The organism is Lepagella muris, assembly GCF_004793975.1.
Lineage (GTDB): Bacteria > Bacteroidota > Bacteroidia > Bacteroidales > Muribaculaceae > Lepagella > Lepagella muris.
Window position 1 is genome coordinate 80,866 of the sequence record NZ_SRYB01000004.1, and the last position, 19,896, is coordinate 100,761.

Sequence of the window (19,896 nt, forward strand, 5' to 3'; positions counted from 1 at the left end):
GTGGTTTCAGCCCGTAGTTAGGCGGTCTTGGTGGGGTCGGTCATACCCTCGTCAGCGCAAAGCTGGTCTTGGAATTGGATTTTGAGCGGCACCAGTGCGATACCCTTTGCTGAGTAGGTGATTTCAAACTTGGGGATAATCGAAACATTGGGGCAGCCGATAAACAAGCCCTCTTCCGGCATGAGCCAGATAGCCCATTCCTTGTAGGCAGGTTTGCGGGGACGTAGCCACTTGCGCTTGCCTTTGGTCCCGGTGATTGTACCACCAAAGTAGCGTTGCAGCAACTCCATATCCGGGTCCATGAGCGTAGCACTCACAGCGGTTACAAACTCGCCGCAGAGGTTGATTTTCTTGCTTGACGTTTCCGATTCGTGAGTTGTTACCTCAACGTCATCATCGAGAAGCTGGCAGGTGTCTTTGTAAACATCGCCCAAATCAAGCCATGCGGGGCCGTTTGCGGGCATTTGGCCGGGGGTAGTTCCGGCAGGGGTTACATAGACTTTCTTTAACCCCATTGTGCATAAAATAGGCATGGTTGTTGAAATTTATTGTTTAGTTCTTTTTTCTACTACTGTAAGCTCCAGAGCAAAGGAAACAAAATGCTCATCGTGTTCCGGTTCCTTGATAGGTGGATTGATAAGCCCCACGGTCCAGTTATACCCGGCACCGTGTTCATAGTGGTTTTGCAGTACCTCTATCGCCTTGCTCCTTATCTCTATGAGCCTTTTGAAATGAGTACGGAAAACGGTTTTACCATTAACCCTTTTAGGCAAGTCCGGCACATGGATATTCACATTGATTTGCCCGAAACGCACATCATCCTCACCAGCGATTGTGTGAGGCACAATGATTACGTCCTCTTTGGTGTAATCGTTCCTTTCGTAATCAATCACACCGCTAATCATGGTCTTTACCTCGCTCTCTTGGAGCATTTGGTAAACCCTAACTGCTATTTCCTCGGTCGTTATCATATTGTCGTTCCAAACATTTCATTTGCTTTGGCTTTCGCCTTATCCATTAGCTTTTGCATGGCTTGCGGAAAATCGGTCTTTGCTTTCAGTTCCGCGGGTAGTATCACGTTATAGCCCTTTGCCTCCACATAGGCGGCGTAGTTCATGCCGGCCACGATAACAAGAGATAATCGGTTGGGTAATGATTCAATCATTTTCATTGCGACTTGCAAAGCTGCGTCATTGCCGGCCCCGGATTGTTGCGGCCCGCCATAAAACACTATATCCTTGCCTTTCGCCACCGCATAGCCTATTGAGTTCGTGAGGTTGCCCGTCCTATCGGTGTAGTTGTGCATGGCTTTGGCGTATTTCACCAATTCCTCACCCAGATATTGCATTAAGAATATGGCTTCTTGCTCCAGCCTTTTCTCAAATGCCTGTACTTGGGCGGCAATAAGCCCATCACCGAATGTTGGCGTTATCCCCATATCTCAATGTACTTGCGGTTGAGAGTGTCAACACCCTTAACCGTGATTGTTTCTATCTCGCGTCCGTCAGCCCCCACAAGTTGCACGGTATCACCCTTTGCCAATTCTCCACGAAAGTATTTAGGAATAAACACATCGTAAGTGTAGGTGTAGGTTTGTCCGTCCGTGCCTATAATGGTTTTGGCAGGAATGGTAACATCAATCTGGCACTCGCAACCCTTGACAAAGGCACTATCCGCACCATCATCAAGAAAGCCGGTTGTGGGGTCAACTGTCGCATTGCCCGCCGGGCGATAATTGAAAGAGCCGTTGAATTTCATAACTACCAATACATTGAGCCATCCGTAATTGAGGATATTTCCAATATCTCATCAGCATCTAAGCCGTTTTCAGCGCACAAAGCCTTGATACGCTTTTTCAAGCCCTCAATGTTGAATGATTGTGAGGATTTGCCTTGACTGTCGCTACTCAACACCAACATCTTTTTGAGAATGTTGATAGCGGCTTTCGCCACGGTCTTTTTGCAGTCCGTTGAGTAGGTCGTATCAATGCTTTCACAACCTGCGTCCATAAGAGCTTTCTTACATACCACTTGCGCGGCTGTGTAAGGTTCGATTTCGGCCATCAGTGCCTCAAGAATTGTAATATCCATAGCTTACTCGTTATCCGTTTCGGGTTTGCCCCAGTCGTTGAGAGCCTCGGCGAGTGTCTGCGCCTGTTCATCGGTGAGTGTGGATAAGGCGTTGCTCACGGCCTTTTCTTTGGCGTTGTGTGCTACCTTAACACCAATCACGCCTAATGCGGCCTTGACTGTTTCTAAGGGGTAACGATACCCGCGAAAGTCCACGGTTACACTCGCCTCCTCATCTGTTGGAGTGGGGTTTGTCGTAATGGCAGCCGGTGGGGTGCTATCCAGCGCAACGATAACACAAAATCCACGCCCTACAAGTGCGTTGATACGGTCAACATCGTTGCTCTGGATAACATCACCGGGGCAAAGGGTCTTACCCTCTGCCTTGCCATTGAATTTTTTGATTACTCTTAAATCCATAGCAAAGCATTGGGTTAGACGGTTTCCAGTTCAGTTGTGGCGGCGAGGGTTTCGTATTCCTGCTTAGTGAGATACATAGGAGCGATTCCGTTCTCATCCAGCTCTACGGGCTTTTCCTCTATGCCGCGGACTTGGCAGCAAATAATCTGCCCAATCTCGGTGATAAGGGGGATAAGACGGGCTGCGCCCTCGGTGTATTCACCGGCCACCTGCCCGGTGGAGGCACCGGTGCGCCACTTGGAAATGCGAATACCATTGCCGGCGTTGATGTAATCCACGTTATCCTCCTCTATGAGTTCGGAGTCCTCAATAGCGGGCTGGATTTCGCCGATTACGCCAGCGGGTTTGATAGCGATAAAGTTATCATTCCACGGATTGATAGCCTTGCTCTTGCCATCGGGGTTGATACCCATCTTACGCTGTACCACAGTGATAGGGGGTATCTGGTTTTCGGTGAGCAACGCGGAAAGTTCGGATTGTGTGACAACCTGCGCTTTCTTGTCGGACCCGTGGGCGAGGAGGCGTGTGGTTTCATCCATACGCAACCATGTGTAGAGCTGCTGCGACATGAGGATTTCACCCGGCTCTACGCCACGTGAACGGAGATAGGAACAGAGCGCGGAAAGAAACAGAATAGGAATGAGTTTGCCGGCCTTTGTGTTTGCAGTGGTCCAGTTAACCGCGCTCACTATCTTGTTGAGTTCGGGCATTGCGTAGTCCACCTCATAGGCGCGACCGCCGGGGTTGTTGAGTTCGGGCTTGAATTGAGCGATACCCCAGTTGGAAAGAGCCATCAGCACGATAAAATCCATTACATCCTTACAACCGAGGTAAGCGTCCTGTATATCGTGAGTGAGGGTCTTTTCGATACGTTTTACTTTGTCGGATTCCTTGAGGCGAGGGTTTTCGTAAACCTCCATGAGTTTACGATAGTCGCGGGCCTGCATTACGAATGTGTGGCCGACACGGGGAATTTCCTTTGTCCAGAGGTCAAAGCCATCGGTACGGCGTAACGGTGTGGGGGATTCATCGCCCACAAGTGTAGCCATAAAGCGGATATTGTATCTACCCACGATAGCCTCAGCTGTCAGCGACATCTGAGGTTCATTGTAGGTAAACCAGCCATCGGTGTACATCTTTTGGAAAAGTGCAACCTCACGCTCCGAGGCTTTGTCAAAGGTCTTTCTCCATGTGGCAAGCAAGTCCAGCGGTGTGCCGTTCTTGTGCAAGCCCTTGAATGTAGAGAAAATTGACTTAGGCATGATTTATTAAAATTAGATGTTGAAAACTTAGAGTGATTTTGTCAGTTTGACGTGGGGGTTGGCTTTGAGATAGCAACCGGTTTCATCTTTCTGACTTGCGGGGATAGGAGCAACGCGCCTCTCATAGAGAGCGTATTGCATAGTATCAGCGGTGACATCCATAGCGGTTTCAAACTCGCTAACGGTGGTGTCCTTGATTGTGAGAGAATTTGCCTTGCCACGCTCTGCGGCGTTCTTGGCTGCGTCCTCTACAACCTCAACAAGCACGTCACCAACAGCGAGGCCGGCAATGGCTTTGTCAAGCGTGATACGATAAGTGCTGCCCTTTTCCTCTACCTTTGTGATAGTGGGGGCTGCTGCGAATGTGCCGGTGATAGCGTCCGCTTTAAGTACCTTATCGCCGACAGCGTAGAAAGGCGCATAAAACTCATCTACATAGAGAGTGAGTATTTTTGCATCCTCCGCGTCAACGTCCGATACCTTTGCAGTCTTAATCACCTGCACCTTGCGGGCTACCTCATCGCGGATTGCGGGGGTGCCGGCCGGGATAACATCACCCACGGCAAAGTTCTGTTTCTCTTTGTCGAGGTTGAAGCCACCCATTACGATTGAGGGGCTACCCGTGAAAATCGGGCGCGTACCTGTAAACGAGGCGGTCTTGCGTTTCATCGTTGTTGAAATTTATTTGGCGGTTATTGATTCCAGCAAAGCATCAGCGGCCTCATCAACCTGCTTGTCGCTTGCTGCTTTTGCACCCGTATCGGCCCCGGAGATAAGCCCATTGGTGATACAGTCCTGTTTGAGAGTTGCCACGGCCGTTTCAATATCCTCATCATCGGCAATGGTCTTGCCGAGGCGTTCACGGAGAAACACGGGGATTTTGTGCTTTTCAAAGGCGGCGTTGATTTCAGCGGTACGCGCCCCACGGGTGCGCTCTGCTTCCATTTCATCCAGCCTTTTGCGTAGCGTGGCTATCTCATCATCGGAGTTATCCGAGCCTTTGCCCTTACCCTTGCCGCCTTTTCCTTTCTTGGTGTTGGTGTCATCGTCCGTGTCGTTGTCATCGTCATCGTCCGTGTCATCATCTTTGACGGTTTTGGTCTTGGCGTTGCCCTTTGCTTTCTGCGCCCAGCGTGTAGCCTCACCCTGACTTTCGGTTGCTACATCAGCGATAAGGGTTGCAGTCGTTTCAATCAGTTCCTCATCGGTAGAATCATCCTCAACGCTGCCACCGAGCTTTTCGGTTATCGCGGTAAGGTACTTCTCCGAGAGGCGCGTGTCTTTGGTTTTCTCCTTGACTTTCGCTAAAAGTGCCTTGTTCATACCTGTAATTAGTGTTGTTGCCCGTTAGGGCAGAGTTACTTAATAAGTGCAAAGATAGCCAATTTTTGCGATATGTGTTCACAAAACACACAAAAATTTTACTTGGTAAATTCCTTATTTATCAGTGCATTAGATTTACTTGGTAAATTTTATCCTAAATTTTTTTACCTAAATTATTTGGTATATTCAATAAAACACATTAACTTTGCAACGTGTTCAAGAAACACACCCAATAGCAACACCAACAAAAACTACAAGAAAATGGCTACAACAATTTATAACGTGGTAATCACAAACGAAAATGGCGGCAACTGGCCCGAACTTATAGACAACGTAATCTATACCAATCTGGACGAGGCAAAAAAACACCTCAAATCTTGGGAGCGCAAGGGCGTCCGAGATGGCGAGGAATATGAGGATTGTTTTAGACCCACATTCCAATATCACCACAAGTACACTAACGACAAAGGACAGCGTGTATTGGAAATCACGCAAGAGCATATAGTGAAAGTCAAAGGTGGTCAAACAATCCACTCTACCAAAATCACACTTACAGAAATAATCCTCTAAGACTACAAGAAATGGCAACAATAGCAACCAACCTCACCCTCTCTAAGCTCATCGCAAAAATGCGCGAAATAGCAAAGGAAACAGCCGAATCAACCTACGCACTTTCGGACGCGCTCTATGATGTTCAGCTCATTGCGGAAAATCACGAACAAACACGCAAAGAGGCTAAATGGTATATCCCCTCTTTCTACTGGTGTGTTCGCAATAATGGCACTCACATACTCAACACAATGGTTGAAGCTGCTAAATGGAGCGCACAACAAGAGGCCGAAAAAGAAAACCCTCGCGTTTATCGTATATCGTTTGAGGATGGCAAATATTCAATCACATTCGTAGGATAATCAACAAGGCAGGGAGCAATCCCCGCCACAAAACAACGCAACACCGATACAAGTATGAAAACAACATCATTCTCTTTCTCAATCCCTCGTTGGACTATGGCCGAGGATTTAGGCTACAAGCCTATCACAATATTCTGGATGGATTTTTCCATTGCTGACAAATTCGGCCCCACCGCTGTCAAAGACACATTCAGACGTGCCTTTGCTGAATGGAAAGGCAACTACAAGTATCTCACGGAGCTTGTAATGGTACTCAACCACAAAATAGCCTACCACTACAATCCGGCAAAAGGCGCACCCAACGTGTTAGCCAATCTCTACAATGAATTGTGGGAAGAGGCCGACAACTACGCCAACACTCATCTTGAGGGTGAGGAATATGCTTACTTTTACTCAATCACCGACTAAACACCTACGATAATGGGAATACTCAAAGATGCAATCCGTGAGGTGCTGACACAATCAGCCAAAGAGCAAGGCCGCGATATTCGCTTTATTGATAGCCCTACAAGAGTTATCGAAACAAGCGAACAAGCCAAATACAATGACATACGCCGCGTTGAACGTGGATATGTGCAAGGCGTTCACAAAGCGAGGAAGGAGGCTAACAATGGCAACCAGTAAATCCCTATGCGCCCAATGCACCTATGGCGCACGTTACGGCTCATCATACTTTTGTAGCTATCGCTGCCGACCATTCAACAACAACAAATCAAAATGCGCTGACTATTGCGCAAAGACGGGAAAGAAACCCTAACGATATGAGAAAAGTAGAATTAGACTTGTGCCCCAATATTTCCGGGGCGTGGGAATTAAAAAAATTCACCGTCACGCAACAAGGGGCAAGACTGCATAATTTCCGTGAAATACTCAATGGTAGCAACAGAGTTATAAATGCTGGTGAGTATTGGGGCTTATTTCGTAATGGCAAAATCATAATGAGCAACACGCCGGCTGAAATTAACGACCATTGGCGTTTTATCCAAAAGGCACAAGGTAAAGTGCTTATAGGGGGCTTGGGGTTAGGTATGGTGTTAAAATGCCTACTTGAAAAGCCGACCATTACAAAGGTTACAATCATTGAGCTTTCGCCTGATGTGATAAAATTGGTAGCCTCGGCATATACCGATGACCCTCGCGTTAACATTATCAATGCAAGCGTTTTCGATTATGTGCCACAAGAGCGATATGATTGCGCTTGGTTTGATATTTGGGATGACATAAGCGGTGATGAATACCCAGAAATGAAACGGTTGCATCGCAAGTATGGCCGATATGTTGGCTGGTCTGACTCTTGGCTACGCAACCAATCTCGAAAGCTACATTATGAGAATTAAGCAATGATAAACAAGAAATCTATAAAACGCCAGCCTATCCGATGTGTGCATTATTGCGATGGCTTATGCTTCCAACGGACAGCCCCCAAATTCTATGCTTGTGATAAACATTTAATAGAAACGTGTAGGCATTATCAAGAGCGTTTACCCCATTGTTCCCAATGCTATTATTACGATAATATAGGCTATACTATGTATTGCCACAAAATACAAAAGCGGATAACGGCCCGCAAGCGTCCGTGTAAACATTACAACGAAAGATGAAAAAGCAACTCATTTCAGCCGTGGGCGTTATCTACGTTCACAATCTCCAAACGGGAAACGTAGAGCCGATGGTTCTCGGTGAAATATTCTATATGCGCAAAACACTCATTCTAAGACGTAGTGTGCGCAAGGTAGTATACTCATGCGCGGTGCCTCTTGACGGGGACACTCTGGAATACACCAAACAGGAAATGCGCGAATTGCTTAACGACACAGTGAGGCGAGCTTATGAAAGAGAATGAAATAATTGCTATGGTGGATGGGTTTGCGAAAACTCACCCGGACACCGTAGCCAAACTAAGGAAAATTGCCAAAGAGATAATTGGCATTGGCCGTAGCGATATGACTACACAAGAGTATGAGACCGCACAAATCGCGTTCTGCTTAGGCGGTGTGTGGGCTTTAACAACAATCAACCGACAACAACCATGAGCTATTGCCCAGATTGTGGATGCAAAATGTATAATGGCATTTGCACCAACTGCCACGAGGATTTGATAATCTTTGATGAGTGTTTAGAGTACGATATTCCGATGAGTGATGAATTTCTTGAAAGTGTTGATGAGTGCCGACAACGCCAAAGAGAATACGCCAAACGCGAGGATGTTAAACGTGCTATAAATCCAAGACACAATGAGTAACCAACCGACACTTTTTGATGTTCCACCCGGAGAGCCGCCAGCTATGCCAAAGCTCCCCGATAATACTTGCCGGCACTGCGCACACCGTCTATCTTTCAGTTTTTACCACTCAATAAGAGTAACGCAACACTGCGGGCTGCAACCAACGGAGCGCAACACGGCCGGCTATAAGCGTATCAAAGTAACCGACCGCGCTTGTATGAATTTCAAACCAAATAAACCCAGTAAATAATTATGGAAATAGCAATCAAATGGAATTATGCCAAAGGCACAGTAGATACAAAAGATATGGAGCTTATATGCGTACCAGCCCGCGGGAGGCGCATTTGCGGCCCAGATGAATGGGATGCCGACCTGTGCATTAAGGATGGTTTCAACTTGGCAATCGCTCACATTCATACGGGCGATGTGGAAAGCTCCAACGCCCTATGTGAGGAAATTTGCCGCCGCTTTAATGAGTTTCCCAAAGAACAAAAGCGATGAAAAACGACAAAACAAACGGCCTTATCATTGAGGGCGATGTGTATGTGCCACAAAAGACCGACAACCCGGATAATCGTTGCGAGAAATGCGAATGTGATTGGTGTGATGGCGAAAAGTTAGGAGATAGGCTTTGTGAGGCTGTTGCGTATGGTGATGAATACTTGATACTGTCCCACGAACTAACCAACCGCATAAAAGGGCAATAATGAGCGACAAGTGTCACTACATAACCGTCAAGGGTGTTGGGCGTGTGCTTATCCCCGGATGTATGGGCGTGGCGGTTAGTGGCGATATGGATTATTGCACTTGCAACGCCCCGCCAACGCCTCAAGAGGAAATAGAAAGACTCAAAAAGGAGAATAAACGCTTAAGAGCGGAAATAAAACGGCTTAAAGATTTGTTATATTAAATATATTTCACTAATTTTGCGTTCAATAAACGCACTTACCAACAATGGAACACCAACGTAAAGTTATCCACGTTGAGCTGAAAAAGCCATACAACGGAAAGCGCAACTACTATTTCGGTAGTGTGGCCGCTATCTACGACACCCTCCCAGTTGAGATTGTAGGCATAGCGGCCGGCGCACTCTGGAATGTGTTCGGCAAAGAGCAAAAGTATGTGGGGCGGCTTGCCATAATACGCGAGGGCAGGCTGCTATCAAAGAAAACCAATCGCGGAAAGAAAGGAGAAAAACGATGAATTGTAAATATTTGCGAAACCAGCAATGTTTAATGGGTGGAGTTATTGCCACTTGTGTTGCTTGCTCAATATACGCAAAAATTATACACAATCAACATTCCCCCGAACAAAGAGCATACGAACACTTAAAATCCCAATACGACAAAGATGTTAGGCGCAATAATAGGTGATATAGTTGGCTCACGCTTTGAGTTTAACAACACCGACAAAACCGACTTTAAGCTATTCCACAAGGATTGCAACTTTACCGATGATACAATTTGTACCGTGGCTATTGCGGACGCTATATTACGCAACATTTCGTATGAACAAGCGTTATTGACGTGGTGCCGGAAATACCCTCACCCAATGGGCGGTTATGGCGGCCGTTTCGCTCAATGGATAGCCTCAAGCGACCCACAACCATACAACAGTTATGGCAATGGCTCTGCCATGAGAGTAAGCCCCGTGGCATGGGCTTTTGGTAGTCTGGATAGAGTGCTTGAAGAGGCTGAAAAGACTGCATTACCAACGCACAATCACATTGAGGGTATTAGAGGAGCTTTGGCCGTGGCTCATTCGATATGGCATTTTCGCAAAGGTGGAGATTTGAGTGGATTTGTGGAGATTGCTAATGAGTATTACCCCAATCCGAAGCCAGCCCCACGCGGAAAGTTTGATGAAACGTGTGCCGGGGTTATGCCGGTTGTGTTCAATATCATTTATAACGCCAACTCATTTGAGGACGCAATAAGAAAGGCCGTGGCTTATGGCGATGATAGTGACACACTCGCTGCCATTGTTGGCTCAATCGCGGAGGCTCGGTGGGGTGTTCCGTGGCAACTTGGAGAAAGGGCAATGTGGCTGCTCCCACGCAATATGCAAGCTGTTATTCACTCATTTTACAATGTTTAGATATGGAGATTATTAAAATTTTGCTCATTGAAACAATACGAATAATCGGAGCAACAGCGGATTCAGACTACCTGCTACACCTCGTTAACGAAGCTAAACGGAGTGGAGTTACACATGATACAATTCGTGCTTTCGCTTGTGCGGGTATTCCACTATTAAGAATATTTTCAAATGTGTTGCGAATAGAGCCATCTCAAGCGGTGTCATTTGTAGAAAGCGGCAAATTTACCTATGATGATTTGATTTGCGCAATCTCAATCTTTGCACAAGATATTAAAAGAGAACAACAACTAAGACAATTACGATATGGCACAAAGTGATGTTATAGAAATAGTACAAGGGTTGTGCAAGCTCTACAAAGGAGAGGACACTAACCCCTATAACCCTGACAACGTACCTCAATCGGAGTGGGCTAACGAATACCTTAAATTCCAGATTTGGGACGCTGAATATTCCGTTGTGAAAGGCTTTGAATGGTGGTATGATATGTGGAAACATCAACGCCCCAAACAACTTGCCGACAATGAGGAAAAAGCGGAGGAGGTGTATAAACTCGCTATCTTTGATAAGCTCCAAAAGATGAAACGTGAGGATATAGACTTTCAAGCAATGTATTTCGCCCTATAATCCTATCACCTCACTAACCTTTTATCGCGGCTCAGTAACTCAACATAGATAGTTATTGAGCTGCTTTTTTTGCCCCCTGCCTCAGCCTTGATAAAGCGATACTCATAACCTCGGTGAACTATAACCTCATTCTCGCGCCCTTTGTCAAAGATTTGGCTTGCTGTCCTACCATCCCAGCCTGCGCCGTGCCTATCACCATAGCCCGAAACTGGTTTGGCATATAGTGCTTGTGTGCCTTTGGGGGCATAGATACGTAAATCTACGCTTTTCCAAAATCCACCGCTCATATCAAAGGACGTGGAGATAAAGCCCTCGTTGATACCACGGCAACCGGCAATGGCATTTAACCCGTCAATATCTCCGGCTTTAACCATTTTCAAAAATTCCTCACCAAAGATACTACCCATTTCATCCATACCACAACCACGCCTAAGCACGGTATCTTTTGATAGGGTGCAACCGTCAAGAATACTATCCATAAGCGTACCATCGGAATGTGTTTTGTGATATTTCCAATATGAGCGGTTAATATCATCATACGTTCCATTGGTGTATGCGCTGACCGCCCGCCTTGCGTCATCCGTGGCTGCTTGCCATGCTGCGCCACTATCGGCAATCATTCTATCTTGGAATGGCACAAAGGATTTATCACTCTTGACTTTGCTTTCAAAGGTGCGGTGCTTGTCGCAATACTTTTCTAAGTCGGTAGTGCTTTTTAGCCCTTGCCTCAACAACTCGGTCTTATATTCCTCGATAGCCTTTTGCGCATCGCCCAGAATGAGCAATGCGGAATCAATATCGCCGGCATCATAGGCCGCTTTGAGTTGTTTGTATAGTTCGGAAACGGTGTCAACCTTATTGGCAACTGCAAACGCTTCCACGCTTTGAATGTCGGCGGCTATGCGCTGCCTACGCTGTTGCAACTCAACATTAGATAGAGCTTTCTTGTAAGCGTTGGCCGCACCCTCCCACGTTGAATATTTCTTGTGATTAGTTACCCATTCAATTTCAAATTTGAGGGTGTCTATCTGGTGTTCCAGCGTACCCGTGAGCATTTGCCCCAGCTTAGATTTAACCGCGCCATATAGGGCTTTGAGTTCGGCAATGCCGTGTTTCTCCAACAATCCCATTGGGTCATCAAGCAAATCACCCATAGCTCGCGCCTCTTTCTGTTCTGGGGTTAATCCGTGGAGTAGGTTATCAATGGCTTTCTTGTTATCCTTGACAAAATAGGGCAATGTACCAGCGGTGGCCGCCTTATCCATACGTTCCTCATTGGTCTTAGCCCACGCTTTGAATGTCGGCGGCAACTCTGTTACCTCATCATCGCATACCACACCACTTGAGGGAGCTTTCCCGTCAAGAATATTATCCAACATCTTATCAAGTTCGGCGGGGCTTGCCAATACCGGCTCTTGATAGCAACGGCAATTAGGGTGCCAGCCCGTCCACTTGAAATTTTTGGGGTATATGCCTTTGAGGTCATCGCATATATCCACGCACGGGTGATTGTTGGATAGCTTGATTTCAATGCCAATAACAAAGTCCATTTGCTGCCAACGCTCATAATCGGCCGTGCGATATGCAATGTTGGTTTCAGTACGCGCCAGACGTTGAGCGTTACGGTAAGAGCTACGATAAACGCCACGTCCGGGGTGATACTTGCGAGGGTCATCATCAATCCACTTGTAAGAATTGGTTTCAGCGTCAAACACTCGCCTTTTCCAGATACGCCCATATTTGGGGGTGCCGTCCTCATTCTCACCAATCTTAACCCGGAAACGCCTATAAAAGCGGTCGGGGTCATTGAGATACTTTTGAATTTGGGTTGCAAGCCTATTGGCGGGTGTACCCTCACCAATAGCCAAATCCAAAGCGTCCTCTAACTCATCTTTGTAAATGCCGGTGTATTTCCATACCTTTTGAGAGAGATTAAGCCCACCATCGCCAGTCCTACGCGCAAAAAAGGCGTTCATTGCCTCCATGTTGCGTTGAAAGAATTTGGCAAAGTGGTTATCCTCTATTGAGTGTTCACCAAATACAGCCTTAACCAATCCATCGTTATGCTCATTGGCGGTTAGCCATTCCTTTTCTACGCCGGCGCGGATTATCTGGTACACGCGAGAATACATAGAACGGAGTATAGGCGTAACCTCATCGGAATAGCCATACTCGGAGAATGAAAACGGCTTACCCGCCTCAAGCTCCGTACCCTTTACCAAGTTAATTATTTGCGTGAGCGCGGCCCGATAGGCTGCCCCCACATTGGCGGCATAGCCCTCGGTGCGCTTGAATAACTCGGATTGAGCCTTTTTGTAGTCTATGTATTGTCGCTTTGCCATTAGTCGTTATCCTTGCTTTGTTTGGGTCTGTTTCACGCGAAAATCAAGCATTGAGCTTTTGTATATTTCAGCTACGCCCACACGCCCATAAATACCTTTTGAGATTTTTTCAACCTCTATTATTTCTCCTGTTCTTTTTACTTTTGCTTTCATCGTTTTATAAAATTATCGCAATAATCGTGATTGAGGAATTTGCACCACTTATGGAATTGACAGCGGCAAAATATCATTGAGCCATCAGCCCCTTTGTTTTGCCAGTCGGTCGAGTGTTTGCAGTCCTTGCAAGTGTATTGGGGCTTGCTCGGTGCCTCTTTCTTGGTGGTAGTCGTTTTCTTAGCCATTGCCGGAGTTGAAAAGGTGGTCTATCAATTCTTGTTTGGTCGCAAAGCAAGCCTGCGCATCGAATGTGAGGCGGTGGGGATTATTGCGTGGGGCTGTATTGATAAGCTCAACAAGTATCTCCGTGGAGCGGCCACGCATAGGAGCGTTGGGTGCGCTCAATGTGATTTCCACGGCTGCCACGCGGAATTGGTGAGGCTTGTTTTGGCTCATAGTCCACACCTCATCACCCGGATTAAATTTTGTAGAGTATTCCATTAGTCAGTAGGTTCAAAAGCGTCCATACGTTGTAGTGCCATTTGCTGTGCCAGATTTTCCGCTTGCTCGGTCTTGATACGTTCCATTTCGCCTTTCACATCCTTAACCAGATAGGAAAGCTCCACATACGTTTCACGGCTCAAAGCACCGTCATTGAATTGCTTGGAAATGTCAGCAAGCAAATCGCTCACATCATCACCAAACGGCTCTTGAAATTCATGCCCCAGATTGAGCTTTTCAAATTCTGCCTTGTGGATATAGTCTAAGACGTTACCCATTATGGCTATCATAAGTGAGGCGTGGCGGCTCATATAGCCATCGTGTTTCTCCTTATGTTTTTCAGCCTTGATAACGGCCAGCAACATAACTTTGCGGATAGCCTTTGCAGACAGGTTGCCGAGGCTTTTCATATTGTCAAAGTCAATGTTGGGGGTGAAAGACTTTGAAAGAATGTGCTTATCCAGACGCTCAAATTGATTTTTTTTGCTTTCGCTTGCATCGTTCCATGTGAGGTAAGACATATTGCCGCCATTTTTGAGGATAAAGAGTTTCGCCTCTTCCTCTTGTTTGGGTAGCGAGTTAAGCACATCGGCCGTTGCCACCATTGCGGGATTGGCGAAACGGTCTATAACATCGGCCTCCACACTTTCGGAGTTCTCAACCCTTTCAATCATCGGTTGCACATCGGAGTGTTCCGGGTCTTGCTCAAAGAGCAACACGGGGATTTTGCCAACGGGGTTATCGTAGGTGTCAACTTCCCAGCCTATATTGCCACGCTTGCAACGGTAGATTTTATCGGCCGTATATACATCTACATGGTGAACGGTGCGGTTGCCCTGCTCTGTGAGATAGTAGCCCCATGCAAAGGCTCTGAGCCTTTTATATTGGTCTTTGATAATGTAAATGTCATCGTTGTTTTTCTTGCTTAACACGTTCAGCAAGAGGCGTGGCTTGTTGGTATTCTCATCGCGGAAAACGTGGTAGAGTATAGCCGACACACCCTCAGCACCGGCGGCACGTTTAGCCTCCCTTACACACGAATCAAAGCGAATATCACGCATTAAGTCCTTGTAGTAGGAATAGGCATAATCGGTTCCCTCTGATAGCTGCGTCCATTTCACGGGCCGGCCATAGAGAAACACCAACGAGATTTCATTGATGAATTTTGGGTAAGGGATAGGAATTTTGTTGCGCTTGCTCCAGCGTAGGAAATTGCCCTTTTTGTCCTTAACGGCTCTATCCTCACGCTCCATCACCTTGTGAGTGCTTACCTCATACTCGCGCAAGTAACTTGCCGCCTTGTCGGAGTGGCAAGTCATCATAGCAACGGCCCGCGTCACATCGTGAGCGGCCAACAGTTCATCAAAGCTCTGTTGGTAGCCAACGGCTGCCTTAATGCTATTTGAGATTGTTTGAATGATACTCATGTTATTTGGTGTTACGTTAATCCTAAAATCTGTTCTATGTTTTCGGGTATGTCTATTTCGTTATAGTCAAACCAGCAACGCATCAAGAGCATATCGCGCCAGTCCGGGGAGCAACCCAAATCAAGTTTAATTTCCTCTTTCGGCTTTAATTGTAGTTTGCCATCGCTATCGCCTTTCCACGTTTGCAGTTGTTCAAGTTCCCTTATCACCTGCTCACGGTCAGCCTCGTTAATCAAATCCTCATCAATGCCTATCTCATTGGCGTTAATGTGTTCTGCCAGCTTGTAACCACATTGGGTTTGTAGATTGCGGTAGTTCTCGCCCCCAAATGGTGTAGAGCCATTCACAAAGCCCTGAATGTCGCAAAAGTCAACCACGCCGCCGCCTACTCCGTCCTCATCCACGATAGCGCGGTGATTGGGTATGCGGTATTTCTTTTGCTTGGCAATAATCCACGTCTGAATGTCGGTGAGCTTGGATTTAGGCAAAGAAATAAGCTCAACTATGTTGTAGCCATCCCAGACAGCCAATCGCGCATGGTCGGCACCGAAACGCGCAATATCGCCCGTTATGTAGTGCTTGCCCGTGCGTAGAGCCAACTTATTGCCGAATATGGCGCAAATATCATCATAGGCGCATAGAGCGTTAGGGTTATCGTCATAATCCCAATTACCCTTAAACAGTCGCTCAAATTTCACTTTATCGCTTGTCGAGCGTAAGCCCTCAATATATCCGGGGTCTATAAACGGATTTTCTTGCACCAAACAAGCGATATAGAAACGGTACGCCTCAAGTTGATTGGTCTTATATGGCTTATAGAAAATATCATACATCCAGTTCTTTTTGGGGTTACAAGTAATGAATATCTTACGCAACAAACCATACTCCAAATTCAAGTGGCGGCCCACACGGGTTTTAAGCGTGTCGTATGCACCAAAATTAACCTCACCGCCCTCCTCAATCCAGCCGCCGGTAAACTCAATAGAGCCATAGCGTTCATACAGCGGGTCGGAGGGTTTATATTGCAAGTCCAAAAAGTCAATACGTGAGCCATTGAAAAACTGAATGTAGTTGAGCTGCCCATTGAACGTGTATAGTTCCTCTGTGCAACCATACATGGAGCATACTTTTTTGAACGTGATATAGGTTGATTGGGTGATACGCTTCAATTCAGCACGGCCGATAAACCACTTTGTACCCGGATAGGCAAGACACATAAAGAGCAACCACACGGCACCAGTCCAAGACTTAGCACCGCCGGCCGCTCCACCATATAGCACCTCTACATGGTCGGTGTCGGTCAGTATTGTTAGAGCCTGCCCCTGCTTTTCGTGCCTCTTGCCCTCGCGGTCGGTGATAAATCCAAACTCGCCACGCTTGAACAACTCAACTTTGACTGCAAGCGACAATGGCATTGATGTTGCTTTATTCTTTGCCATTCTTACCTGCTGTTATTTTCTCCAAAAGAGCGTTATATTGTAGTAGTTCCTCGGTGGTGAGTACCGACAAATCAACCGTGTTAGTAACTTGGGCGTTCACATCGGCCTCTATCGGCTGAGTGGCTTTGCCAAATACTCGGTCAAAGAGCATTTCAATCGTTGACGTGCGCCCATAGCGCATATCGGTGTTAATCGCCGCTATCACATTCAATACCCACATCGGAGTGTTGGCATTGGGCTTGGTGGGGTCGTTGGGGTCTTTCATCAACGGCTCCAGTTCTGCGGGTGAGCTTTCGTAAATGTGCTGGATAACCTTTAAGATTTCCTCCTTGCTGCTTTGTGGGTCAACTTTCTTGCCGGTAGTCTGACGTATATAGGAAAGCACGGAGAATTTACCACGCCCCTTGCGCTTGGGCTGGTTATCGGACGTAAAGCGGTGTCCCATTTTATTTCCTTTCTCAAAGAGTGCCATCCGTTGTAATTCCGTTGATTTAATTAAACGTGTTCATCAAACACACATAAACTGCAAAGAAAACGGACAGCCCGAAAACTGCCCGATTTCTTCACCGGGTTAATGGTGGATTAGGCGTTAGCCTCCTGTGCTTGGTACTCGCTCCATATCCACGCTATAAGGTCATCGCCAAAGTCGTAATCATCGGGGTATTCCTCCAGACGCGCCTCGGCTTTGTCAATTACGTTAGTGAGGTGTTTCTGCTGCTCATCGGTAGCACTCCATACCTCAATCTCACCGTCAAGCTGCTGCTTGATAACGGCAATTTCTTCGGGGGTTAATTCAATTCTTTTCATTGTTTATTCTTGTAGTTTTATGTAAAGATAGTTAGAGATTGTATTTTTTGCAAATCGCTTTCACTCGGCGAGTGTACTTATCAGACTTACCATGTACTGCCTTAGTAACGGTTTCAGCCCAAAACTCGCTCACGTTGGTACGGGCATATTTACCATAGCCGGACTTTTTCTTATCTCTCATCCATGAACGATAAAGAGTGCGGATTTCCTTGCCGGCCGCCCTTTGATTGGCTCCAGACAAATGCTCATTCCATGTAGCGTGTGCCAACTCATGTGTGACAGTGTGAGCAATCGGCTTGTTGGTGTGGGTACTCCAGCCACTTGTGTAGTTTGCTGCGTGGTCGCTTGCAACTCTCTTTGCTCCTTGGTTAAAGTGGCTACGATTGAGGTAAACCGCCTTTGATTTACCATCACCGCTTGTAACGTGTACGCCATAGGCACCGGGAAAGTCAGCAAGTTTAACCTCGCGCTGCCTTACACCCAGAACGGCATGATAGCGCGAAATGGCTTGCTTGGTTGCCTTATACATTTGTGGGTCGGTCATCTCGACAAGAGGGCCGACGTTGGTAATTTTGCCTTTGTAATCGCCGCCACCGTCTTTTGTGCCACGGTTGCCGCTTGAATTTCTACCCATGATTGTTATTATATCGTTGTTAAATTATATCTACATCTACATAAATGTTGCCAGCCTTGCCATACACTTTTTTCACCTTGTATCTGGTATTGCGCCTTAGCAACACTTCTTCCTCGCCTATTGAATGTTTGTCTAAGTCCATGCCCTTTGCCCTTTTGTTGGGGTTTATTCTCAACATTATAGGTTTCATCGCAAAGTCCAAATCCTCAGCAATAGACGCGGATTTTGAGGTACTCATAAACCCTTTCTCCTTGAATGTCTTGCCAACGACACCGGCAATCGCTTTTTGAGAGGCACCGTTTGCAGTTCCGTCAACAACGTGCATCCAAAGTTTATCATAATCGGATTGGCTCATATAACCAAAAATTGACTTAGCCTCGGTCTTGCGATAAAGTGTTTCGTTGGTTATATTTCCAGTTAGAATTGAATCCAATACTTTTATGTGCTGTCGGCTTTCCGGGGTGAGCGAATAATCAGCGGGTGAGCGCAACCAGCCATTCATTTCACTTGAATATCCATTGACGTAATCAAACAGAGCGTTTTCTATCTCTGCTTGACTATATGAGCCACCGCCACCTCTAACGCCGCCACTATTCCTACCCATAGTCATTTCTTTTTGGCATTGATAAAGTCGGTGACGTAAAGCAAGCCATGCTCACGGCAAAACGCTTTAATCTCATCACCGCCACCATACACAACAAGATTGGGGCGTTCAAGCCCGCTTATCTCCTGTGCAACCTGTAAGTCGGATTTAAGACTTTCAAGCCAGCCATCAAGTCCACGGGTAAAAAAAGCGTTGTAGCCTTTCGGAATACCCATTTTGTTGTATTCAATGAATTTGTGGCTAACATTGAGGTCGGCATAAACCTTGATACCGCACTCTTGCAAATAGCGACAAAGCCACCTCTTTTTGTAGATAAGGCTTATTCCGTATGCAATCGGGGTTTGGTCGTGGCAACTACAATTAGGCTCAACAACCGCTTTGCAGTTGCTTGTGAGCAACTTTATCGGGTCTTTGAACAAAGCCTCAAATCGGTAATCATCTACATAGAAATGATACGTTGCCACATCTTTACGGAGGCGGCTGTTCGCGCCCCACGGAGATAAGGGCAATTCAACCTTACCCGCTTGCATTTCAAGCAATAGGTTGGGTATCTCATAGATGTTGTCGCTCTCATATAACACGTCTTTCAGCATTGAGCGATAAAAAGCCTCCTTTTCGTTGGTTTCCTCATCATCGCCCTTATCCTCATTGTCGGTGTCATTTTCTGGGTCTTGGTCTTGCTCATCTTCACTGGGGGTAAGGGCAATCTTTTTCTTTGAGGTCTTTTTGCCCTTTGTTTCCTCTTGTGGTAGTTCAAGCCCAATAAAGCCGAAATCCACAGCCTCAAAAGCCGGGGCCGTGGTGAGTATGTTGCTATCCCATTCTCCATTGTTGATATTGGAGCGTAGGATAATTTCAACGCGCTCCTCATCGGTCAAGTCTGAATAAAGAACGGTCGGCACCTCTTTCATTTTGAGTTTCTTTACAGCCTTGAGGCGTTGATTGCCGGATAGAACGATAAGGCGGCCGCCCTGTTCCTCCAATGCCATAGGCTGGTGTTCCCAAAAGCCATTTATCTTTATGGAATCAACCAGCCTTTCAAAATCCGCTTTGGTGATAGTGCGCGGATTATCGGGCAGAGGGTGCAGGTCGGCCACCTTGCGATATTTCATA

At 46.6% G+C, this 19,896-nt stretch carries 33 protein-coding genes; 14 read left to right on the plus strand and 19 right to left on the minus strand.

What is annotated here, in order from left to right; all coding sequences use genetic code 11:
* Positions 1 to 17 precede the first annotated feature (17 nt).
* Genes E5331_RS04060 through E5331_RS04100 form a run of 9 tightly spaced genes read right to left on the minus strand, consistent with a single transcriptional unit; the run spans position 18 to position 5,074 of the window.
* Positions 18 to 533 carry a hypothetical protein gene (locus E5331_RS04060; RefSeq protein ID WP_135983963.1) on the minus strand — a complete coding sequence of 172 codons (516 nt, stop codon included), beginning with the start codon at positions 531 to 533 and terminating at the stop codon, positions 18 to 20.
* A 12-nt stretch (positions 534 to 545) separates the two neighbouring features.
* Positions 546 to 971, minus strand: a complete 426-nt coding sequence (locus E5331_RS04065; RefSeq protein ID WP_135983966.1) for a hypothetical protein — start codon at positions 969 to 971, stop codon at positions 546 to 548.
* Positions 968 to 1,438, minus strand: coding sequence for a hypothetical protein (locus tag E5331_RS04070; RefSeq protein ID WP_135983968.1), 471 nt, complete (start codon positions 1,436 to 1,438; stop codon positions 968 to 970). Before E5331_RS04070 ends, E5331_RS04065 begins: the two co-directional genes overlap by 4 nt.
* Positions 1,429 to 1,758, minus strand: coding sequence for a hypothetical protein (locus E5331_RS04075; protein WP_135983970.1), 330 nt, complete (start codon positions 1,756 to 1,758; stop codon positions 1,429 to 1,431). Before E5331_RS04075 ends, E5331_RS04070 begins: the two co-directional genes overlap by 10 nt.
* 2 nt (positions 1,759 to 1,760) lie before the next feature.
* Positions 1,761 to 2,090 carry a DUF6706 family protein gene (locus E5331_RS04080; protein WP_135983973.1) on the minus strand — a complete coding sequence of 110 codons (330 nt, stop codon included), beginning with the start codon at positions 2,088 to 2,090 and terminating at the stop codon, positions 1,761 to 1,763.
* A 3-nt stretch (positions 2,091 to 2,093) separates the two neighbouring features.
* Positions 2,094 to 2,489, minus strand: a complete 396-nt coding sequence (locus E5331_RS04085; RefSeq protein ID WP_135983975.1) for a hypothetical protein — start codon at positions 2,487 to 2,489, stop codon at positions 2,094 to 2,096.
* A gap of 14 nt (positions 2,490 to 2,503) precedes the next feature.
* Positions 2,504 to 3,751 (minus strand): hypothetical protein, encoded by a 1,248-nt coding sequence (locus E5331_RS04090; protein WP_135983977.1) that lies wholly within the window; start codon positions 3,749 to 3,751, stop codon positions 2,504 to 2,506.
* 27 nt (positions 3,752 to 3,778) lie between these two features.
* Positions 3,779 to 4,420 carry a hypothetical protein gene (locus E5331_RS04095; protein ID WP_135983978.1) on the minus strand — a complete coding sequence of 214 codons (642 nt, stop codon included), beginning with the start codon at positions 4,418 to 4,420 and terminating at the stop codon, positions 3,779 to 3,781.
* A gap of 12 nt (positions 4,421 to 4,432) precedes the next feature.
* Positions 4,433 to 5,074, minus strand: coding sequence for a hypothetical protein (locus E5331_RS04100; protein WP_135983980.1), 642 nt, complete (start codon positions 5,072 to 5,074; stop codon positions 4,433 to 4,435).
* 261 nt (positions 5,075 to 5,335) lie between these two features.
* On the opposite strand from E5331_RS04100, the gene E5331_RS04105 reads away from it, so the two are divergent.
* From E5331_RS04105 to E5331_RS04170, 14 genes are all read left to right on the plus strand, one after another.
* Positions 5,336 to 5,644, plus strand: a complete 309-nt coding sequence (locus E5331_RS04105; protein ID WP_135983982.1) for a hypothetical protein — start codon at positions 5,336 to 5,338, stop codon at positions 5,642 to 5,644.
* Positions 5,645 to 5,655: 11 nt separating this feature from the next.
* Positions 5,656 to 5,985, plus strand: coding sequence for a hypothetical protein (locus E5331_RS04110; RefSeq protein ID WP_135983984.1), 330 nt, complete (start codon positions 5,656 to 5,658; stop codon positions 5,983 to 5,985).
* 54 nt (positions 5,986 to 6,039) lie between these two features.
* On the plus strand, positions 6,040 to 6,393 hold the full coding sequence (locus tag E5331_RS04115) for a hypothetical protein (protein WP_169477628.1): 354 nt from the start codon (positions 6,040 to 6,042) through the stop codon (positions 6,391 to 6,393).
* 12 nt (positions 6,394 to 6,405) lie between these two features.
* Positions 6,406 to 6,609 (plus strand): hypothetical protein, encoded by a 204-nt coding sequence (locus E5331_RS04120; RefSeq protein WP_135983986.1) that lies wholly within the window; start codon positions 6,406 to 6,408, stop codon positions 6,607 to 6,609.
* Between the two features lie 23 nt (positions 6,610 to 6,632).
* On the plus strand, positions 6,633 to 7,322 hold the full coding sequence (locus E5331_RS04125; protein WP_135983988.1) for a polyamine aminopropyltransferase: 690 nt from the start codon (positions 6,633 to 6,635) through the stop codon (positions 7,320 to 7,322).
* Between the two features lie 260 nt (positions 7,323 to 7,582).
* The gene (locus E5331_RS04130) at positions 7,583 to 7,828 is read left to right on the plus strand and encodes a hypothetical protein (protein ID WP_135983990.1); all 246 of its coding nucleotides are present in this window, start codon (positions 7,583 to 7,585) and stop codon (positions 7,826 to 7,828) included.
* On the plus strand, positions 7,815 to 8,018 hold the full coding sequence (locus E5331_RS04135; protein WP_135983992.1) for a hypothetical protein: 204 nt from the start codon (positions 7,815 to 7,817) through the stop codon (positions 8,016 to 8,018). The genes E5331_RS04130 and E5331_RS04135 overlap by 14 nt, the downstream gene beginning before the upstream one ends.
* A gap of 443 nt (positions 8,019 to 8,461) precedes the next feature.
* The gene (locus tag E5331_RS04140; RefSeq protein WP_135983994.1) at positions 8,462 to 8,710 is read left to right on the plus strand and encodes a hypothetical protein; all 249 of its coding nucleotides are present in this window, start codon (positions 8,462 to 8,464) and stop codon (positions 8,708 to 8,710) included.
* On the plus strand, positions 8,707 to 8,916 hold the full coding sequence (locus E5331_RS04145; protein WP_135983996.1) for a hypothetical protein: 210 nt from the start codon (positions 8,707 to 8,709) through the stop codon (positions 8,914 to 8,916). Before E5331_RS04140 ends, E5331_RS04145 begins: the two co-directional genes overlap by 4 nt.
* Entirely contained in the window at positions 8,916 to 9,119 is a 204-nt protein-coding gene (locus tag E5331_RS04150; RefSeq protein ID WP_135983998.1) for a hypothetical protein, read from the plus strand. Before E5331_RS04145 ends, E5331_RS04150 begins: the two co-directional genes overlap by 1 nt.
* Positions 9,120 to 9,163: 44 nt before the next feature.
* Entirely contained in the window at positions 9,164 to 9,412 is a 249-nt protein-coding gene (locus E5331_RS04155; RefSeq protein ID WP_135984000.1) for a hypothetical protein, read from the plus strand.
* A 147-nt stretch (positions 9,413 to 9,559) separates the two neighbouring features.
* On the plus strand, positions 9,560 to 10,306 hold the full coding sequence (locus E5331_RS04160; RefSeq protein WP_135984002.1) for an ADP-ribosylglycohydrolase family protein: 747 nt from the start codon (positions 9,560 to 9,562) through the stop codon (positions 10,304 to 10,306).
* A 2-nt stretch (positions 10,307 to 10,308) separates the two neighbouring features.
* On the plus strand, positions 10,309 to 10,626 hold the full coding sequence (locus E5331_RS04165; RefSeq protein WP_135984004.1) for a hypothetical protein: 318 nt from the start codon (positions 10,309 to 10,311) through the stop codon (positions 10,624 to 10,626).
* The gene (locus E5331_RS04170; protein ID WP_135984006.1) at positions 10,613 to 10,933 is read left to right on the plus strand and encodes a hypothetical protein; all 321 of its coding nucleotides are present in this window, start codon (positions 10,613 to 10,615) and stop codon (positions 10,931 to 10,933) included. Before E5331_RS04165 ends, E5331_RS04170 begins: the two co-directional genes overlap by 14 nt.
* Positions 10,934 to 10,938: 5 nt before the next feature.
* Here the strand turns inward: E5331_RS04170 and E5331_RS04175 are convergent, their stop codons facing one another.
* From E5331_RS04175 to E5331_RS04220, 10 genes are all read right to left on the minus strand, one after another.
* Positions 10,939 to 13,275, minus strand: coding sequence for an ADP-ribosyltransferase (locus E5331_RS04175; RefSeq protein ID WP_135984008.1), 2,337 nt, complete (start codon positions 13,273 to 13,275; stop codon positions 10,939 to 10,941).
* Between the two features lie 6 nt (positions 13,276 to 13,281).
* Positions 13,282 to 13,428, minus strand: a complete 147-nt coding sequence (locus E5331_RS20265) for a hypothetical protein (protein WP_168355131.1) — start codon at positions 13,426 to 13,428, stop codon at positions 13,282 to 13,284.
* Between the two features lie 180 nt (positions 13,429 to 13,608).
* On the minus strand, positions 13,609 to 13,872 hold the full coding sequence (locus tag E5331_RS04185; RefSeq protein ID WP_135984012.1) for a hypothetical protein: 264 nt from the start codon (positions 13,870 to 13,872) through the stop codon (positions 13,609 to 13,611).
* Complete coding sequence (locus tag E5331_RS04190; protein ID WP_135984014.1) at positions 13,872 to 15,299, minus strand: phage portal protein; 1,428 nt, start codon at positions 15,297 to 15,299, stop codon at positions 13,872 to 13,874. Before E5331_RS04190 ends, E5331_RS04185 begins: the two co-directional genes overlap by 1 nt.
* 11 nt (positions 15,300 to 15,310) lie before the next feature.
* Positions 15,311 to 16,738: a phage terminase large subunit gene (locus E5331_RS04195; RefSeq protein WP_135984016.1), complete on the minus strand. Its 1,428-nt coding sequence runs from the start codon at positions 16,736 to 16,738 to the stop codon at positions 15,311 to 15,313.
* Positions 16,725 to 17,210 carry a hypothetical protein gene (locus E5331_RS04200; RefSeq protein WP_135984017.1) on the minus strand — a complete coding sequence of 162 codons (486 nt, stop codon included), beginning with the start codon at positions 17,208 to 17,210 and terminating at the stop codon, positions 16,725 to 16,727. Before E5331_RS04200 ends, E5331_RS04195 begins: the two co-directional genes overlap by 14 nt.
* 110 nt (positions 17,211 to 17,320) lie before the next feature.
* On the minus strand, positions 17,321 to 17,545 hold the full coding sequence (locus tag E5331_RS04205; protein WP_135984019.1) for a hypothetical protein: 225 nt from the start codon (positions 17,543 to 17,545) through the stop codon (positions 17,321 to 17,323).
* A gap of 31 nt (positions 17,546 to 17,576) precedes the next feature.
* Positions 17,577 to 18,179, minus strand: coding sequence for a hypothetical protein (locus tag E5331_RS04210; RefSeq protein WP_135984021.1), 603 nt, complete (start codon positions 18,177 to 18,179; stop codon positions 17,577 to 17,579).
* A gap of 19 nt (positions 18,180 to 18,198) precedes the next feature.
* A complete protein-coding gene (locus E5331_RS04215) occupies positions 18,199 to 18,783 on the minus strand; it encodes an ADP-ribosyltransferase (RefSeq protein ID WP_168355132.1) in 585 nt (194 codons plus the stop codon).
* A gap of 2 nt (positions 18,784 to 18,785) precedes the next feature.
* Positions 18,786 to 19,895: a DUF4417 domain-containing protein gene (locus E5331_RS04220; protein WP_275441065.1), complete on the minus strand. Its 1,110-nt coding sequence runs from the start codon at positions 19,893 to 19,895 to the stop codon at positions 18,786 to 18,788.
* Position 19,896 lies beyond the last annotated feature (1 nt).

Coding starts and splice junctions, on each gene's coding strand:
- E5331_RS04185 (WP_135984012.1), bottom strand. CDS start 13,872: ATGGAATACTCTACAAAATTTAATCCGGGTGATGAGGTGTGGACTATG.
- E5331_RS04220 (WP_275441065.1), bottom strand. CDS start 19,895: ATGAAATATCGCAAGGTGGCCGACCTGCACCCTCTGCCCGATAATCCG.
- E5331_RS04160 (WP_135984002.1), top strand. CDS start 9,560: ATGTTAGGCGCAATAATAGGTGATATAGTTGGCTCACGCTTTGAGTTT.
- E5331_RS04110 (WP_135983984.1), top strand. CDS start 5,656: ATGGCAACAATAGCAACCAACCTCACCCTCTCTAAGCTCATCGCAAAA.
- E5331_RS04060 (WP_135983963.1), bottom strand. CDS start 533: ATGCCTATTTTATGCACAATGGGGTTAAAGAAAGTCTATGTAACCCCT.
- E5331_RS04145 (WP_135983996.1), top strand. CDS start 8,707: ATGAAAAACGACAAAACAAACGGCCTTATCATTGAGGGCGATGTGTAT.
- E5331_RS04155 (WP_135984000.1), top strand. CDS start 9,164: ATGGAACACCAACGTAAAGTTATCCACGTTGAGCTGAAAAAGCCATAC.
- E5331_RS04140 (WP_135983994.1), top strand. CDS start 8,462: ATGGAAATAGCAATCAAATGGAATTATGCCAAAGGCACAGTAGATACA.
- E5331_RS04195 (WP_135984016.1), bottom strand. CDS start 16,738: ATGGCAAAGAATAAAGCAACATCAATGCCATTGTCGCTTGCAGTCAAA.
- E5331_RS04165 (WP_135984004.1), top strand. CDS start 10,309: ATGGAGATTATTAAAATTTTGCTCATTGAAACAATACGAATAATCGGA.
- E5331_RS04215 (WP_168355132.1), bottom strand. CDS start 18,783: ATGGGTAGGAATAGTGGCGGCGTTAGAGGTGGCGGTGGCTCATATAGT.
- E5331_RS04090 (WP_135983977.1), bottom strand. CDS start 3,751: ATGCCTAAGTCAATTTTCTCTACATTCAAGGGCTTGCACAAGAACGGC.
- E5331_RS04095 (WP_135983978.1), bottom strand. CDS start 4,420: ATGAAACGCAAGACCGCCTCGTTTACAGGTACGCGCCCGATTTTCACG.
- E5331_RS04200 (WP_135984017.1), bottom strand. CDS start 17,210: ATGGCACTCTTTGAGAAAGGAAATAAAATGGGACACCGCTTTACGTCC.
- E5331_RS20265 (WP_168355131.1), bottom strand. CDS start 13,428: ATGAAAGCAAAAGTAAAAAGAACAGGAGAAATAATAGAGGTTGAAAAA.
- E5331_RS04065 (WP_135983966.1), bottom strand. CDS start 971: ATGATAACGACCGAGGAAATAGCAGTTAGGGTTTACCAAATGCTCCAA.
- E5331_RS04125 (WP_135983988.1), top strand. CDS start 6,633: ATGGCGCACGTTACGGCTCATCATACTTTTGTAGCTATCGCTGCCGAC.
- E5331_RS04075 (WP_135983970.1), bottom strand. CDS start 1,758: ATGAAATTCAACGGCTCTTTCAATTATCGCCCGGCGGGCAATGCGACA.
- E5331_RS04100 (WP_135983980.1), bottom strand. CDS start 5,074: ATGAACAAGGCACTTTTAGCGAAAGTCAAGGAGAAAACCAAAGACACG.
- E5331_RS04205 (WP_135984019.1), bottom strand. CDS start 17,545: ATGAAAAGAATTGAATTAACCCCCGAAGAAATTGCCGTTATCAAGCAG.
- E5331_RS04210 (WP_135984021.1), bottom strand. CDS start 18,179: ATGGGTAGAAATTCAAGCGGCAACCGTGGCACAAAAGACGGTGGCGGC.
- E5331_RS04170 (WP_135984006.1), top strand. CDS start 10,613: ATGGCACAAAGTGATGTTATAGAAATAGTACAAGGGTTGTGCAAGCTC.
- E5331_RS04175 (WP_135984008.1), bottom strand. CDS start 13,275: ATGGCAAAGCGACAATACATAGACTACAAAAAGGCTCAATCCGAGTTA.
- E5331_RS04120 (WP_135983986.1), top strand. CDS start 6,406: ATGGGAATACTCAAAGATGCAATCCGTGAGGTGCTGACACAATCAGCC.
- E5331_RS04130 (WP_135983990.1), top strand. CDS start 7,583: ATGAAAAAGCAACTCATTTCAGCCGTGGGCGTTATCTACGTTCACAAT.
- E5331_RS04080 (WP_135983973.1), bottom strand. CDS start 2,090: ATGGATATTACAATTCTTGAGGCACTGATGGCCGAAATCGAACCTTAC.
- E5331_RS04135 (WP_135983992.1), top strand. CDS start 7,815: ATGAAAGAGAATGAAATAATTGCTATGGTGGATGGGTTTGCGAAAACT.
- E5331_RS04190 (WP_135984014.1), bottom strand. CDS start 15,299: ATGAGTATCATTCAAACAATCTCAAATAGCATTAAGGCAGCCGTTGGC.
- E5331_RS04070 (WP_135983968.1), bottom strand. CDS start 1,438: ATGGGGATAACGCCAACATTCGGTGATGGGCTTATTGCCGCCCAAGTA.
- E5331_RS04085 (WP_135983975.1), bottom strand. CDS start 2,489: ATGGATTTAAGAGTAATCAAAAAATTCAATGGCAAGGCAGAGGGTAAG.
- E5331_RS04115 (WP_169477628.1), top strand. CDS start 6,040: ATGAAAACAACATCATTCTCTTTCTCAATCCCTCGTTGGACTATGGCC.
- E5331_RS04105 (WP_135983982.1), top strand. CDS start 5,336: ATGGCTACAACAATTTATAACGTGGTAATCACAAACGAAAATGGCGGC.
- E5331_RS04150 (WP_135983998.1), top strand. CDS start 8,916: ATGAGCGACAAGTGTCACTACATAACCGTCAAGGGTGTTGGGCGTGTG.